This window comes from Microvirga antarctica (genome assembly GCF_017921815.1).
In the GTDB taxonomy this organism is placed as follows: Bacteria; Pseudomonadota; Alphaproteobacteria; order Rhizobiales; family Beijerinckiaceae; genus Microvirga; species Microvirga antarctica.
The window spans coordinates 1,041,819-1,058,300 of the sequence record NZ_JAGEMM010000001.1; the positions used below are offsets into that span (position 1 = coordinate 1,041,819).

A 16,482-nucleotide genomic window follows, 5' to 3' on the forward strand; every position below is an offset into this window, starting at 1 on the left:
TCGATCTTTTCGCACTTTACTGAAAGAAACGGAGGCTGTTAAGTTTTTCTCGCAAGAGCCCAAAGGGCCATCGCTCCCCGACCCTATGGCGGCGAGAGCGTGCACGGAGGAAGGCCTGATGGCGGTCACCGCCCGCGAAGACACTTTCCCCAAGCTCATTGCGCTGAACGCGCAGGTTCGTCCCGCGCGCACGGCCTTTCGCCACAAGGATTTCGGGATCTGGCAGAGTTGGACCTGGCGGGACGTCCACGAGAATGTCCGCGCCTACGCGGCGGGGCTTCAGACCCTCGGCCTGGCGCGCGGCGACAAGCTTGCTATTCTCGGCGCGAACCGTCCGCGGCTCTATTGGTCGATGGCGGCAGCCCAATGGCTGGGCGCCATCCCGATCCCAGTCTACGCGGATTCGGTGGCAGACGAGATCGCCTATGTGCTTGCCCATGCGGAGGTGACCCACGCGGTGGTGCAGGACCAGGAGCAGGTCGACAAGCTGTTGTCGGTCATCGACCAGGTGCCGACGCTCGTCCACATTCTCTACGACAAGGACCGGGGCCTGCGGGACTACGACCACACGCGGCTCCACGCGCTCGACACCGTGATCGAAGCCGGGCGCGAGCGATGTCGTCAGACCGACATCCTGTCTTCCGTCGAGGCGGAGTGCCGCAAGGGGAGCGGCTCGGACCTTGCCATCATTCTTTATACGTCGGGTACCACCGGGCGCCCCAAGGGCGTCATGCTCACCCATGACAACGTCATCAAAGCCGCCGAGATTGGCTGCAGCTTCGACAACCTCACAGACACCGATGAAATCCTCGCCTATCTCCCGATCGCCTGGGTGGGCGACCATATTTTCTCCTACGCCCAGGGCATCCTTGCCGGCTTCTGCGTCAACTGCCCCGAGAGCCCAGAGACCGTCGCGGAAGACCGGCGTGAGATCGGCAGCACCTATGTGTTTGCCCCTCCGCGGGTGTTCGAAAATCTGCTGACCTTGACCATGGTCCGCATGGAGGACGCGAGTGCACTGAAACGACAGATGTTCGCGTACTTTCTCGCCCTTGCGAACCGCGTTGGCGAGCGGATTCTCAATGGCGACAAGGAGGTTTCCGCATGGGATCGAGGGCTCTACGGCATCGGCAACGCCCTTGTCTACGGCCCACTGCGCAACCGTTTCGGATTTACCAGGATCAAGGTCGGCTACACCGCCGGCGAAGCGATCGGGCCTGAGTTGTTCCGGTTCTATCGCTCGATCGGTGTCAATCTCAAGCAGCTCTATGGACAGACCGAGGCGGCGATTTACGTCACGATGCATCCGGACGGAGAAATCCGTGCCGACACGGTCGGCAGGCCGGCGCCGCAGGTCGAAATCCGTATCGACGAGAACGGCGAGGTTCTCTATCGATCGCCCGGCGTCTTTGTGGGTTACTACAAGGATCCGCAGAAAACCGCGGAGACGAAGACCAGCGACGGGTTTGTCCGCTCAGGGGATGCGGGCTTCTTCGATCCCGACGGCCATCTCAAGATCATCGACAGGGCGAAGGATGTGGGGCGCCTTGGCGACGGCTCCCTGTTCCCGCCGAAATATATCGAGAACAAGCTGAAGTTCTACGCCAACATCAAGGAGGCAGTGGCATTTGGCGACAAGCGCGATGCGGTGGCGTGCTTCATCAACATCGATTTGGTTGCCGTCGGCAATTGGGCGGAGCGCAACGACGTCACCTACGCCTCCTATCAGGAGCTTGCGGGCCATCCGCTCGTCTACGACCTTATTGCGCGGCATGTGGACGAGGTGAACCGGTCGCTTGCCGACGAGCCCGGAATGGGCGGCGCCCAAATTCACCGCTTCCTCATTCTGCACAAGGAGCTTGATGCTGATGACGGTGAGTTGACACGCACACAGAAGGTCAGGCGCGGCTTCATCGCCGAGCGTTATGCGACACTGATTGCGGCGCTCTACGACGGCACGCAGGACGCGGACGTCGCGACGGAAGTCACATTCGAGGACGGGCGCAAGGGCACCATTTCTGCGCGGGTCCATATCCGCGACATGACGCTCTATCCCGTGACCGCGACCAGACTGGAGAGCGCGGCATGAACGGGCGCGAAATGCCGGTCACAGTGGATGTGGCGAGCTTGCTTGCGGTCGAGAACGTGTCGCTCTCGTTCGGCGGCGTGAAGGCGCTGTCGGATGTCTCCTTCGATATTCGCAGAGGGGAGATCCGCGCGATCATCGGCCCCAATGGCGCGGGAAAAACATCGATGCTGAATTGCATCAATGGGTTTTATCACCCGACGCAGGGCAGCATCACGTTCAACGGTGAGCGTCGGCGGCGGATGCGCCCGTCCGCCGCCGCTGCGGGCGGTATCGCGCGCACGTTTCAGAACGTCGCTCTGTTCAAAGGCATGTCCACGCTGGACAACATCATGACCGGGCGGAGCCTGAAGATGCATTCGGGATTCTTCTGGCAGCTGCTTCGGCACGGCCCGGCGCTCAAGGAGGAGACGGCGCATCGGCGCGTCGTCGAGGACATCATCGACTTCCTGGAGATCCAGCACATCCGTCGCATTCCAGTGGGCAAGCTGCCTTATGGGTTGCAGAAGCGGGTCGAACTGGGGCGCGCGCTGGCCATGGAGCCACAACTTCTGCTGCTCGATGAGCCGATGGCTGGGATGAATCTCGAGGAAAAGGAGGACATGAGCCGCTTCATTCTCGATGTGAACCAGCATTTCGGCACCACCATCGCGCTGATCGAGCACGATATGGGCGTCGTCATGGACCTGTCCGATCGGGTCGTGGTCCTCGAATACGGTCGCAAGATCGCCGACGGAACGCCGCAGGAGGTCAAGCGCGACGAGCGGGTCGTCGCCGCCTATCTGGGCCTGGCGCATGAGGGGGATCAGGCATGAACATGCTCTACAGCATTTTCGTCGAACCCTTCGTGCTCATGGGCTCGGCGCCCGATCTTCTGATCCAGACTTTGTGGGAGGGACTTGTCGCGGGCGTTCTCTACGCCCTGATCGCGCTCGGCTTCGTGCTGATCTTCAAGGCATCGGGCGTCTTCAATTTCGCGCAGGGCATCATGGTGGTGTTTGCAGCCTTGACCCTCGTCGGGTTTCACGAGATGGGCGTTCCGGCCCTTCTCGCCCTCATACTGACCATCGGCGTCATGTTCGTTCTCGCCGTGGCGGTCGAGCGCGTGGTGCTCCGACCGCTCGTCAATCAGCCGGACGCCATCCTCCTGATGGCGACGTTCGGGCTGACCTACTTCCTCATCGGCTTCGGCGAGCTTATTTTTGGCGGAAGTCCGAAGCAGATGATCACGCGAGAGCTTTACCTGCCCCAAGGCTCCACCGATCTCGATCTCCTGGGCGGGCTGGTCCGTTTCCAGCACATCGACATCGCGGCGGCGGTCATTGCGTCACTGATCATCGCAATCCTTGCCGTGTTCTTCTCGAAGACCCGCATCGGCCGGGCTCTCCGGGCGGTGGCAGACAGCCACAAGGCCGCCCTGTCCGTCGGCATATCCCTCGGACAGATCTGGGTGATCGTGTGGTTTGCGGCCGGCATCGTGGCGCTTGTCGCGGGCATTATGTGGGGCGCGCGCTCCGATGTCTCCTTCGCCTTGCAGATCGTCGCCCTGAAGGCGCTGCCCGTGCTGATCCTCGGCGGCCTCACCTCCATTCCAGGTGCTATCGTGGGCGGCCTCATCATCGGCGTGAGCGAGAAGCTCGGCGAATTCTACTGGGGCTCCCTCGTCGGCGGCGGCATCGAAACGTGGCTTGCCTACATCATCGCCCTGCTTTTCCTGCTGTATCGGCCGCAGGGCCTGTTCGGCGACAAGATCATCGAGCGGATTTGAGGAGGCTGAATGTTCTATCGCGAGGCCGGCCAATTCAAGACCAGCTATACCGCCGACATGGCGATCTTCCCGCTGCGGGAGGACCGGATCGGGCTGGCGGTCATCATCGTATGTGCCTACGCGCTCGCGCTCACCGGCAACAGCTTTCTGCTCCAGGCCGTCATGATTCCGTTCCTGATCTTCTCGCTTGCAGCAATCGGCCTCAACTTGCTGACGGGCTATACCGGCCTGCTGTCTCTTGGAACCGGTGCCTTCATGGGAGTCGGGGCCTATGCGTGCTACAAGCTCACGACGCTCTTTCCCGGCCTCAACATCGTCCTGTGCATTCTCGCATCCGGCTTTTTCGCGGCGGCGATCGGCGTGGTGTTCGGCCTGCCATCATTGCGCATCAAGGGCTTCTATCTGGCCGTCGCGACGCTGGCGGCGCAATTCTTCCTGCAATGGTGCTTCATCCGCGTTCCGTGGCTGGTCAACTACAATGTCTCCGGTGCAATCGAGGCACCCTTGCGCACCCTGTTCGGCATCCCGATCGTCGGCGCGACGGCGACGCCTGAGACCCGCTATCTCGTGGTCCTGACGATGGTGATCGGCCTCACCTGGGTGGCGTCGAACCTCGTTCATGGCCGCGTCGGGCGCGCCTGGATGGCAGTGCGGGACATGGACATCGCGGCCGAGCTGATCGGCATCCGGCTCCTGCGGACGAAGCTCCTGGCCTTTGCCGTTTCATCCTATTTCTGCGGCGTCGCGGGCGCGCTTCTGGTCTTTCTCTGGTACGGCGGCGCCGAGTATGACGTCTTCAACATCAACCAGTCGTTCTTCATTCTGTTTATGGTGATCATCGGCGGACTTGGCAGTCTCATTGGCTCCTTCATGGGGGCCGCCCTCATCTTCATCATGCCGATCGTTCTGGGGATGGTCGTGCCCGCGGTCCTGAATCCTTTCGGGCTGGGCGTCAGTGCTGCCACCATCGAGCACCTGCGCTTCATGATTGTCGGCGCGCTCATCATTTTCTTTCTGATCGTCGAACCGCACGGCCTCGCACGGCTCTGGCAGATCGGGAAACAGAAGCTTCGTGTCTGGCCGTTCCCCTATTGAGCACCAGTCCATGAAGAACCAAACCGGCGCCACAGAAGCCGGAACCATCACGGAGGAGAAGGCCATGTCGACATTGAAATCGCTTGCCCTGGCAGCTGTTGTCTGCGCGCCGTTGCTACCGGCGACCGCGACCGCTCAGGATTCAATCTACGTTCCGCTGCTCACCTATCGCACAGGCGCCTTCGCCGGCTCCGGCATACCGATTGCCGATGGCATGCGCGATTACCTGACCATGCTGAACGAACGCGACGGAGGAATTGGCGGCGTGAAGCTGATCCTCGAGGAATGCGAGACCGGCTACGACACCAAGAAGGGAATCGAGTGCTACGAGGCCATCAAGTCCAAGAATCCCGTTATCGTCAATCCATGGTCGACGGGCATAACGCTGCCGCTCATTCCGCGCGCAGCCGTGGACAAGGTGCCGATCCTCTCCATGGCCTACGGCCTGTCGGCATCGGCGGACGGGACCACGTTTCCGTGGGTGTTCAACCCGCCCGCCACCTACTGGGACGGCCTGTCGCAAGTGATCAGTTATATCGGCGCCCAGGAGGGTGGGCTCGACAAGCTGAAGGGAAAGAAGCTCGGCTACATCTTTCTCGATGCGGGCTTTGGGCGCGAACCCATCCCGCTGCTCGAGCAACTGGCCAAGGATTATGGCTTCGAAGTGAAGTTCTACCCCATTGCTGCGCAGGACATGCAGAACCAGTCCTCGCAATGGCTGAACGTGCGCCGTGACAAACCGGACTTCATGGTTCTGTGGGGTTGGGGCGCGATGAATGGGGCGGCCGTCAAGGAAGCAGCACGCACCGGCTATCCGATGAACAAGTTCTTCTCAGTCTGGTGGCCGGGCGATGACGACCTGCGCGCGACGGGCGAGCCGGCGAAGGGCTTCCGCACCCTGAACTGGCATTCAGCGGACGGAAACTACAAGGCTCTGTCCGAAATCAAGAAGCACGTGGTCGACAAGAAGCTGAGCCAGGCAAACCCGGACAAGGTCGGCGAGCTTCTCTACAATCGCGGCGTCTACAATTCCATGCTGATTGCGGAAGGCATCCGCAATGCGCAGATGCTGTCGGGCAAGAAGGTCGTGACCGGTGAAGATGTGCGTCGTGGTCTTGAGACCATGAATGTGGACGCCGAGAGGCTGAAGGCCATGGGGATGGAGGGGTTCGCCCAGCCGATCAAGCTTACCTGTGCCGACCATAACGGCCACCTCGCAACCTTCATGCAGGAATGGGACGGCAAGGCGTTCGTCAAGGTATCGGATGCCATTCCGCCCATGGTCGACAAGGTGAAGCCACTCCTCGACAGCGCTGCCAAGGATTACGCGGAGAAAAACGCGGGATGGCCGAAGCGCAGCGAGGCCTGCGACAAGGCCTCGTAAAGCGCCACGCGCGCGGCAGACCAGTCTGCCGCGCGCAATACCCATTTCATAGGGACGAGTCAGAAGAGCTGAGTCCAGTCATGCCACATGAAGCCCCGACGATCTCCGCCGAAGCACCTCCGGATGCCATCCTCATCGTCAACAATATCGAGGTGATCTACGATCACGTCATCCTTGTGTTGAAAGGCGTGTCGCTGAGTGTTCCGCAGGGGGGAATCGTGGCGTTGCTCGGGGCGAATGGCGCGGGAAAGACCACGACGCTCAAGGCAATTTCGAATCTGCTCCATGCAGAACGGGGAGAGGTCACCAAGGGCTCTATCGTGTTTGCGGGGGAGCGCGTCGACAAGCTGTCGCCGCATCATCTGGTCAAACGGGGCTGCATCCAGGTTCTCGAGGGCCGCCATTGCTTCGGGCATCTGAGCATTGAGGAGAATCTCCTGACCGGAGCATTCACCCGACGCGATGGCAACGCGGCCATCAAGACGGACCTTGAGGGCATTTATGATTACTTCCCGCGCCTGAAGCAGCGGCGGCATTCCATGGCAGGCTACACATCGGGCGGCGAGCAGCAGATGTGCGCGATCGGCCGGGCGATGATGAGCCGGCCAAAGATGATCTTGCTCGACGAGCCCTCCATGGGCCTCGCCCCTCAGGTGGTCGAAGAGATTTTCGAGATCGTCCAGAAGCTCAATGCCACGCAGGGGGTCAGCTTCCTGCTCGCCGAGCAGAACACCAACATGGCGCTGAAATACGCGACGTACGGCTATATTCTCGAAACCGGGCGGGTGGTCATGGACGGTCCCGCCGCAGACCTGCGCCAGAACGAGGACGTGAAGGAATTCTACCTCGGTGTGGCGGACGGATCGCAGAAGAGCTTCCGGAATGTCAAAAGCTACAAGCGCCGCAAGCGCTGGCTGGCCTGACGGAATCAGTGCCGGAGAGGTGAGCCATGACCCAATACTTCGACACGTTGGATACGCGCGCGCCCGCGCAGCGGGAACGCGATTTGTTCGAGCGCCTTCCAGCCGTTCTCGCCGGTGCGATGACATCCGAGACATACAGAGAGCACCTTGCCGGTGTTGAGCCCTCCGCCGTCACGGGACGCGACGCGCTGAGCCGCTTGCCCGTTCTGCGCAAGTCCGACCTTCCTGAGCTCCAGCGCAGGCGACCGCCCTTTGGAGGATTGGCCACCCATAACCCGGGCGCTTTCGCCCGGCTGTTTCAGTCGCCTGGACCCATTTTCGAAGCCGAGAGCCTTGAGAGCGATGTGTGGGGCGCAGCCCGAGCGATGCACGCCATGGGCTTTCGGCCGGGCGACATCGTTCTCAACACCTTCAGCTATCACCTTGTGCCGGCGGGCTTCATGATGGATTCCGGGGCCCGGGAACTGGGCTGCGCCGTCATTCCGGCGGGACCCGGCAACACCGAGCAGCAGCTCGCTGCCATTGAGGCATTCCGTCCAGGCATTTATTGCGGAACGCCGGATTTTCTCAAGATCATCCTTACCGCGGCCGAGACGGGCCGCCAGGACGTCTCGTCGATCACGCGCGCCCTCGTCTCCGGCGCAGCCTTCCCCAAGAGCCTCGAGGAGGAGTTCACGCGGCGCGGGATCGACGCCTTCCAGGCCTATGCCACAGCCGATATCGGCGTCATCGCGTACGAGACGCCCGCGCGCGATGGCTTGGTGATCAACGAGAACCTCATTGTCGAGATTGTTCGCCCTGGCACCGGAGAGCCCGTTTCGGAAGGTGAGATCGGGGAGATTGTGGTCACGACCCTCGATCCCCACTATCCGCTCATCCGCTTCGCTTTGGGCGATCTGACGCGGTTGCTCCCGGGCGCCAGTCTGTCCGGGCGAACGAATGGACGCCTCGCTGGATGGCTCGGTCGGGCCGACCAGACGACCAAGGTCAAAGGGATGTTCGTCCGGCCTGAGCAGATCGCCGCCGTGGGAAAGCGCCATCCTGAAGTCGGTAAATTGCGGCTGACCGTCACCCGAAACGGAGCCAGCGATGCAATGACGTTGCGATGCGAAGCGCCTCAACCTGGAAATGAGTTAGTTTCTAAAATCTCCCACACGTTGCAATCTGTCACCAAGTTACGGGGTCGTGTCGAAATTGTCGCACCCGGAACTCTTCCCGATGATGGGAAAGTTATCTCCGACGAGCGTCCTATTGAATGAGTGCGTCCTCTCGGGTCATATTTCGCGTCCTTGCGAAATAGCCGAGCTTATTGCGCGTTCCCGTTGAAAACCGGACTTCATATTGCGCAAACAGCAATAAACAGAACTTAAAGTTACAACCGTCCCTACGTACCGCAACGTTATATCAATAATTATACGCTACACGCTAGGGTTTATGCTGCTGAGATCCAGGCAAGGTATTTTAACCATGCTTGGTGCATTGAGCATATTCTGAATGGAAATAAAACCGAACTGAATTAACCTTTTATTAACCTCGCCGTTAAAACCGCGGGGGCAACTTTCAGCTTTCAACATCGGAGAGAATACATGACCGTCACCATGCGTTGGGATGCACAGCAGATCCATAACTATTCCGCTCTCAAGGTCGGCCCGGTGGTCGAGGGGCTCCAGTACCCGAGCGCGTCGGACGCGCCAGCACAGATGGCCCCGCAGGCTCGCCGTGAGACAGAGCGTCAGCCGGTCCTCCCGAGCGAACTCCGTTTTCTTGCGCCGAACTACAATGAACTCGACGTCGTGCTGAGCCCGAGCGATCGGTCCCTGTGGTGCTACATGAACCCCAAGGGCCCTCCGAGCTTCACCAAGGGCATGCTCAGTGACCTGATTGCCTTGCGCAAATCCGTCCAGGATTTTCACGCGAGCGACCGCGCCAACAACGAGGCGATCCAGTACTTTGTCGGAGCCTCGCGCATCCCGGGCATCTACAATCTCGGCGGCGACCTGTCGTTCTTCCTGGACTGCATTCGCAATGGCAACCGCGAGGGCCTGCGCCGCTACGCCCATGATTGTGTCAATGTTGCCTATCACATGTGGACCGGCTTCGACCTGCCGATCCAGACGATCGCGCTGGTCCAGGGCGACGCGCTCGGCGGCGGCTTCGAAGGCGCGCTTTCATTCAACGTCATCATCGCGGAGCGCAGCGCCAAATTCGGACTGCCGGAAATTCTCTTCAACCTCTTCCCGGGCATGGGCGCGTCGAGCTTCCTGTCGCGCAAGCTCAGCCCGGTCCAGGCCGAGAAAATGATCCTGAGCGGGGAGATCTACAGCGCCGAGAAGTTGTTCGACATGGGCCTTATCGATGTCCTCTGTGAGGACGGCGAAGGAGAAGCAGCGGTTCGCAAGTACATCGCCGAGAACGCCCGTCGCCACGCCGTTCATCACGCGCTGAGCCGCATCCGTCGTCGTGTCATGCCCCTCACCCTCGAGGAGCTCAAGGACGTCACGGACATCTGGGTCGAGACCGCCATGCAGTTGACCCCGATGGAGCAGCGCCGCATGCAGCGCCTTACGATTGCCCAGCATCGCCGCATCGGCGAGCCCGCAATGGCAGACGCGACCTGAGCCGGTGGCGTCTCAAAGGACGGTTACTGACGGCGTGTGTGGTGCCACTCGGCAGACTTCCCAAACGGCGAAGGGGGAGTCGCCGGGGCGACGCCAAGGCTATCGCACACGCGGTCATACTCGCTCCTGAGAAGAAACAGATATTCCTCGCCGTTGACGGCGAGGTCGCGGGGGGAGGCCTCCCGCCAGGCGAGACACATCTTGAAGATCTCCTGAGCGCCGATATTGGCGGCGCTGCTGCGGAGCGCATGGACCGAATCCTGGAACGCAATGGCGTTGCCGTCAGCAACCGCAGCCGCGATATCATCAATGGTCTTGATGGCATCGTCAGCAAAGAGCTGGGCCATTTCCTGGACGAACTCCTTGTCCCCGAGTTGCTCAAGCCGATCAAGCGTCCGTTGATCAACAGCAGATGACCGGCCGTTGGCATCAGGCATGGTGAGGAGCGCCTCCGATCGGACAGGCGGAGCACGGCGCACCACCGGCACAGGATTGTCGGCCTCATGAGCCGACACGATGGCCGAAATCGTCGACAACAGTTCTTCCGCCTCCACGGGCTTGGCAATGCAGGCCACCATCCCGGCCTCCTCGCAGCGCCGTCGCGTATCCGGCGAGGCATCCGCCGTCAGCGCCACGATCGGCACTGACCGCTGGCCGAGCGTCGAGAAGCGGTAGAGCTTCGTCGCGTCGATGCCATTCAGGACCGGCATGTTGACGTCCATCAGCACGATATCGAACGCATGCTCCTCGAGGGCGTCCAGTGCGGCCTCGCCGTCATCGACCAGGACAACCTCGTGATCGGCCAGACTCAAGATCTTGCTCAGCACCATCTGGTTGGTGCGGTTGTCATCCGCCACCAGGATAGAGAGCGGTTTTCCGCGGTCCGGAACGTGATCGTACGCCAGGGGGTCGGATGCATGGAAGCGGCTTTCGGCAATCAGCAGAGCACGGCTGAGGGCGAACCGGTCAAGCGGGCGACTAAGCCGCGTCACACACAGGCTTCTCATGCGGGAGGACGGCAGCCCGTCATCGTCAGTCGTCCCGATCAGCACAACGGCGAATTTGTCCGAATCCCTGCCGGGGAATGCGGCGGCCAGCGCCTCCACCCTGTCTCCTGAAAGGACGCCGGCATCCAGCAGGAAAACGACCGGGTTCGACGCCGCGGAGGCGGCCAGAGCGTCGAGCAGATTGATGGCCTCCGACATCGTCTCCGCTGCGGAGACCTTGCGGCCCAGTGCAGACAATTGCGTCGTCACGCTGGAATCGCGGGAGAGCAGCACATAAGACGGAGTGACGGTACGCGCGGGAACGACGTCGGTATCAGAGAGTGCAAAGTCGATCTCGAACCAGAACGTGCTCCCCGCGCCGGGCTTGCTCTCAACACCGATGGTGCCGCCCGCACGCTCGACCAGTTGCTTTGAGGTGGCGAGGCCCAGCCCGGTACCGCCAAAACGGTCGACAATGGTCTCGTCAGCCTGCGTGAAGCTCTCGAAAATCCGCCCCTGAGCCTCCGGCGTAATGCCAATGCCGGTGTCCGACACTTCGATCCGCAGCGTGTAGGTGCCGTTGGGCCTCTCGATCGCGTCCGCCGCGATAGTGACGAAACCTTGGCTGGTAAACTTGAGGGCGTTACCGACGAGGTTGATCAGCGGGCCCTCTAGCGCATGAAGATCGCCCTTGAGATAGCGCGGCGTGCGGGGTGTGATGTGCAGGTTGAGACGCACGTCCTTGTCACCGACTTGCACGGCCAACATCCGGCGGACGTTATCGAGAGAGGCGTAAGTGTCGAATTCACTGACAAGAACGCGCCCAAGACCGGATTCGACCCGTGAAAAGTCGAGAATGGAGTTGATCAGTCCAAGGAGCGACTGGCCGGCCGTTGTAATGGTGCGGGCCATGTTGCCCTGATCGGCGTCGAGCTTCGTCTTTCCGAGCAGGGTGCCGAGGCCGATAATGGCATTCAGCGGTGTGCGTAATTCGTGGCTGACGCTCGCGATGAAGAGGCTTTTGGCCCGGCTGGCTGCCTCCGCCTGGCGCTGGGTTTCAGACAGTTTCGCGATGAGGCGTGACACGTAGAGCGGAAGAGCCACGAGGCCGACCAGAAGGCCTGTACTCAGTGCCAGGTGCTGGTGCCAGAAATCGCTCACGGCGATCACATAGGTGAAGCCGACGACCGCAACGAAACAGGCGGCGAACAGGTATTTGACGCCGAACCGGAAGCCGTTTCCCAGGATCACCCAGAGATAGATGGGATACAGGGCGGCTGTCGATTCTCCGCCTACCGCAACGCCATAGGAGAACAGGCCAAGATCGAGAACGATGGCCAGAAGCCGCCTCGTCACCGAGACGCCCGGCCGATAGAGGATGTGCAGGAAGAGGGCGAGCGACAGAAGATCGTAGGCCGCGAAGTAGATGGCGGTCTCGCCCAGCATGGCTGCCGCGTCGGCGCTGCCGAGCACGCTTGCGACGCTGAGATAGGTCAGCACGATGCCGCTCAACACGAAGCGGTTGATCGTCATCTCGTGTTCGGTGTCTGGCCGCCTCTTCAGTTCTGTGCGGACACGCTTGAGCGCGCGGGTGGCGCGCCCCCACGTGGCCGACAAGACTGACGATTTGACCACCATGACGGGCCTCCGTCACCCGGACCTAAGCAAGGTGAACGTGCTTGCTGTCGGCCTTGACGAACGCAATGAACTCTTCAAACGGCATAGGCTTTCCCAGATAATAGCCTTGGCCCTCGTCGCAACCCTCGATCCGAAGATGCGCCAGTTGCTCGGCTGTCTCGACGCCTTCGCCGACGATGGCAAGGTCCAGACTGTGGCCCAAGCTGACGATGGCGCGCAAAATGGCAGCGTCGTTGGGATCCGTTGTAATATTGCGAATAAAGCATCGATCGACCTTGATGCGATCCACCGGCAGGTTCTTGACGTATTGCAGCGACGAATAGCCGACGCCGAAATCGTCGATCGAAATGCTCACTCCCAACTCCCGAAGGCCGTGCAGATCCCGCACGACTGCCTCGGTATCCTCCAGCATGATGCTTTCAGTGATCTCCAGTTCCAGCAAATCGGGCGCCAGGCCCGTTGTGGCAAGGGTTTTGGCGACCAGCGCTGGAACATCCTGCTTGCGGAACTGAAGAGCCGACAGGTTGACGCTAACCCGTATGGTCGGCAGTCCCGCACCCTGCCATTGCTTGGCCCGCTGGCAGGCCTCCTTGAGGACCCATTCGCCAAGCGGCAAAATGAGACCGCTCTCTTCGACCCGGGGCAGAAAAACGCCCGGTGCAACAATTCCGATCCCGGGCCGATGCCAGCGCAGAAGCGCCTCCGCGCCGACGATCATCCCTGTCGAAAGATCCATCCGCGGTTGGTAGTAAAGCGTGAATTGCTCGTCGGCGATCGCCTGTTTGAGCTCGGCATCAAGCGCTGCCGCCTCTCGGGCGCGCATGGTCATGTCTTCGACGTAGAACCGATGGAGATTGCCGCCATCGGACTTGGCCTGATACATGGCAAGATCGGCACTGCGCAGGAGATCTTCAACATTGGCCGCGTTGTGCGGGTGGAGCGCGATGCCAATGCTTGCGGTCGTGGCAATCGGCGTCCCGAAGATTTCATAGGGCTCGGAGACGGTCTGGCCGATCCGGGCCGCCAGTTCCGAGGCTTCTTCGGCACCACCCGTTCCGGTCTGCATGACCGCGAATTCATCGCCCCCAAGTCGGGCGACGGTGCCGTTCTTCCCGACGAGTTGCGTGAGCCGCTTGGCGGTTTCGATCAGGAACCGGTCGCCGGCCGTGTGCCCGAGCACGTCGTTGATTGGCTTGAAACTGTCGAGATCGATGAGATGAAGTGTCACCGTCCGATTGCCACGGCGGGAGCGGACGATCTCGGCATTGAGCCGCTCCTGCAGAAGCACGCGGTTCGGCAGTCCCGTCAGTGTGTCGTGATGGGTGATGTGATGGAGATGGGCTTCGGCCTGCTTGCGCTCGCTGATATCCATCGATGTGGTCAGGACCGCCGTAATGGCGTCGGTCGACGTCCGCAAAGGTGACTTCGTCGTTAGAACCGTGCGCGTTTCGCCGGCGCGATCCGAAAACTCCTCCTCGAAGGCCGAGATCGGACGTCCCGTATCCCAAACGACCCGATCCAGCGATTTGCTCCGGGCGCCCTGCTCGTCGCCGAACAATGCTGTGGCGTCCTGGCCGACGACCTTGGCGGGGTCCAAGCCCAGAAGGCGGGTCTGGTACTCGTTGGTGAAGAGTATCTTGCCGTCGCGGTCGGCAGCGGAAATCATGGCCGGAACGGTATCGATAACCTGCGCGAGGCGCTCGCTGGAATCGCGCAGGGCCTGAACGCGGGAGCGTTCGCTGTGCTCGAGCTCGCGCTCGAGGCCGTCCGCGCGGCTCGCAAGAAGCAGTTGCTGGTGCCTCATCTTGAGAAGATTGCGAGCTCGGGTCGCGAATTCATGGTGGTCGACCGGGCTTTGCAGGAAATCCGTCGCGCCCGCTTCGAGCGCCTGAAGTCGAAACTCACGGTCCTCGTAGACCGTCACCACCACCACCGGCAGGTCGATGAGGGATGGAATCTGGCGGATGCGGCGGATAAATTCCGCGCCGTCCATCTGCGGCATCTTGTAATCGCTGATGATCAGGTCAGGCGTGTTCTCGGACAGCCACGAGAGAGCGGATAGCGGGTCGGCGAAAGCATTCACCGAAATATCGCTTGAGATTGACTTCGCCAATCGGGCAAACAGGTTCCTGTTCGTCGCTTGGTCGTCTACGATAATGATGCTCGACATCAAGCAGCGCCCATCATCTTGTTTGGCCATCTGTCACTGCTATTCGCCCTGGCCATACCGTCTGTCATCGAATCTGTCTTTGCAAATTTTCGCGTGGTTCGGAGTCCGACACCTCAACTATCGCATGTCCATCCTAGCGAAGTTCTTAATTTTAATGGACTCTTACATGAAGGCTAAGGTTGTCGCTAACCTTCTAACCTCAGTGAGAGTGATATAAAATCACACTAATTGTCCATTGTGGCACGAGATCGCGTTTGCATCACGCACTTCACGGCGCAACACTGTTCTACCGCACAACTTACACTCGGGAATACAGATCATCGAGTCGCACGATGTCATCCTCTCCGAGATAAGCCCCCGATTGGACCTCGATGAGATTGAGTACAACGCGCCCTGGATTGGCCAGCCGATGGACACAGCCGAGGGGCAGATAAACGGACTCGTTCTCCTGAACCAGAATCTCCTCTCCATCGCGAGTGACGAGGGCCGTGCCGTTGACGACCACCCAGTGCTCGGCTCGGTGAAAATGCTTCTGGAGGGACAGTTTCGCGCCAGGCAGGACGGTGATGCGCTTCACTTGGAAACGCTCCCCGATATGGAGAGACTGGAAAAAACCCCATGGCCGATGCACACGCTGCGTCTGGGTCGCGGTCGGATGATCCTTCGCCCGAAGCTGCTCGACGAGGGTCTTGACGTCCTGATCTCGGTCCTTGCGCGTCACCAGCACGGCGTCGGCGGTGGCCACGACGATGAGATCCTCGACACCAATCGCGGCAACCAGGGGACCGTCGCTGCGCAGATATGACCCGGTGCTGTCGATCGACATCACGTCGCCGATTTCAACCATACCGCTCGCGTCCCTGTGGGCCGCATCCCACAAGGCTGACCATGTGCCGATGTCGGACCAGCCGCAATCCGCATCCACGACGACAGCGTTTGCGGTCTTCTCCATGACCGCATAATCGATCGAAATATTCGGCGCGCTTGCGAAGGATTCGGCGTCAAGCCGCAGGAAATCCAGATCGACCTGCGCCGTCTCGACCGAGCGCTGGCAAGCGGACAGCATGGCCGGATCGAGGCGTTCGACCTCCGCCAGAAAGGCCCGGGCGGGAAGCAGAAAGATGCCGCTGTTCCAGCTGTAGCCGCCGGCCGCCAGATAGGCTTCGGCGGTCTTTCGGTCGGGCTTCTCGGTAAATCCCATGACAGGCCGCACCGCCTCACCGGTCTTGGCTGACCTGATGTAACCATAGCCGGTTGCAGGCCCGAGGGGCGGAATGCCGAAGAGAACGAAATGGCCGGCCTGAGCCGCCGGGACGCCCGTCTCGACCGCCTTGAGGAAGGCCCCGGAATCGGCCACCTGGTGATCCGCTGGCATGAGCAGGACGAGGCTGTCGGGCCGATGGCGCATGGCAAGTATGGCGGCGACGACGGCGGCCGGGCAGGTATTGCGCCCGACAGGCTCCAGCACGATCTGAACATCGGCGCGGTCGATCGCGCGAAGCTGCTCGGCGATGACGAACCGGTGCTCGCTGTTGGCAATCACAAAAGCCGGGCCGAAGGCGGTTGACGGGGAGACGCGCCGCATCGTCTCCTGAAGAAGCGTCTCCGGGCCGAGCAAGGGCAGCAATTGCTTCGGGTAGGTCTCGCGCGACAGGGGCCAAAGGCGGCTGCCGGTCCCGCCCGACAGCAGGACGGGGATGATTTCGTTCATGACCTGACGATCCTGCTAACCCGAACTTTCACGCGCCGAGTATTGACCTCAATGCTGCGCGCACTGCAAGCTTGACCCGTCCGAGGCCACCGCCGGACAGGTG

The 16,482-nt window shown here is 61.0% G+C and carries 11 protein-coding genes; 8 read left to right on the forward strand and 3 right to left on the reverse strand.

Features of this window, described 5'->3' with window-relative positions; all coding sequences use genetic code 11:
* Window positions 1-118: 118 nt before the first annotated feature.
* The 8 genes from J4G32_RS05015 (at window position 119) to J4G32_RS05050 (ending at window position 9,874) form a co-directional block, all read left to right on the forward strand.
* Window positions 119-2,089, forward strand: coding sequence for an AMP-binding protein (locus J4G32_RS05015; protein WP_210485019.1), 1,971 nt, complete (start codon window positions 119-121; stop codon window positions 2,087-2,089).
* Window positions 2,086-2,901, forward strand: a complete 816-nt coding sequence (locus J4G32_RS05020) for an ABC transporter ATP-binding protein (RefSeq protein WP_210485020.1) — start codon at window positions 2,086-2,088, stop codon at window positions 2,899-2,901. Before J4G32_RS05015 ends, J4G32_RS05020 begins: the two co-directional genes overlap by 4 nt.
* A 2-nt stretch (window positions 2,902-2,903) precedes the next feature.
* Entirely contained in the window at window positions 2,904-3,854 is a 951-nt protein-coding gene (locus J4G32_RS05025; RefSeq protein ID WP_425515501.1) for a branched-chain amino acid ABC transporter permease, read from the forward strand.
* Window positions 3,855-3,863: 9 nt separating this feature from the next.
* Window positions 3,864-4,949: a branched-chain amino acid ABC transporter permease gene (locus tag J4G32_RS05030; protein WP_210485022.1), complete on the forward strand. Its 1,086-nt coding sequence runs from the start codon at window positions 3,864-3,866 to the stop codon at window positions 4,947-4,949.
* A 64-nt stretch (window positions 4,950-5,013) separates the two neighbouring features.
* Entirely contained in the window at window positions 5,014-6,333 is a 1,320-nt protein-coding gene (locus tag J4G32_RS05035; protein WP_210485511.1) for an ABC transporter substrate-binding protein, read from the forward strand.
* Between the two features lie 80 nt (window positions 6,334-6,413).
* Window positions 6,414-7,256: an ABC transporter ATP-binding protein gene (locus tag J4G32_RS05040; protein ID WP_210485023.1), complete on the forward strand. Its 843-nt coding sequence runs from the start codon at window positions 6,414-6,416 to the stop codon at window positions 7,254-7,256.
* 26 nt (window positions 7,257-7,282) lie between these two features.
* The gene (locus tag J4G32_RS05045) at window positions 7,283-8,515 is read left to right on the forward strand and encodes a phenylacetate--CoA ligase family protein (protein WP_210485024.1); all 1,233 of its coding nucleotides are present in this window, start codon (window positions 7,283-7,285) and stop codon (window positions 8,513-8,515) included.
* Between the two features lie 327 nt (window positions 8,516-8,842).
* Window positions 8,843-9,874 (forward strand): crotonase/enoyl-CoA hydratase family protein, encoded by a 1,032-nt coding sequence (locus J4G32_RS05050; RefSeq protein ID WP_210485025.1) that lies wholly within the window; start codon window positions 8,843-8,845, stop codon window positions 9,872-9,874.
* A gap of 23 nt (window positions 9,875-9,897) precedes the next feature.
* Here J4G32_RS05050 and J4G32_RS05055 read toward each other — a convergent pair whose 3' ends face one another.
* From J4G32_RS05055 to J4G32_RS05065, 3 genes are all read right to left on the reverse strand, one after another.
* Window positions 9,898-12,393, reverse strand: a complete 2,496-nt coding sequence (locus J4G32_RS05055) for an ATP-binding protein (protein WP_210485026.1) — start codon at window positions 12,391-12,393, stop codon at window positions 9,898-9,900.
* A 127-nt stretch (window positions 12,394-12,520) separates the two neighbouring features.
* Window positions 12,521-14,698, reverse strand: coding sequence for a two-component system response regulator (locus J4G32_RS05060; RefSeq protein WP_343232587.1), 2,178 nt, complete (start codon window positions 14,696-14,698; stop codon window positions 12,521-12,523).
* Window positions 14,699-14,966: 268 nt separating this feature from the next.
* Window positions 14,967-16,379, reverse strand: a complete 1,413-nt coding sequence (locus J4G32_RS05065; protein WP_210485028.1) for a mannose-1-phosphate guanylyltransferase/mannose-6-phosphate isomerase — start codon at window positions 16,377-16,379, stop codon at window positions 14,967-14,969.
* Window positions 16,380-16,482: the final 103 nt, after the last annotated feature.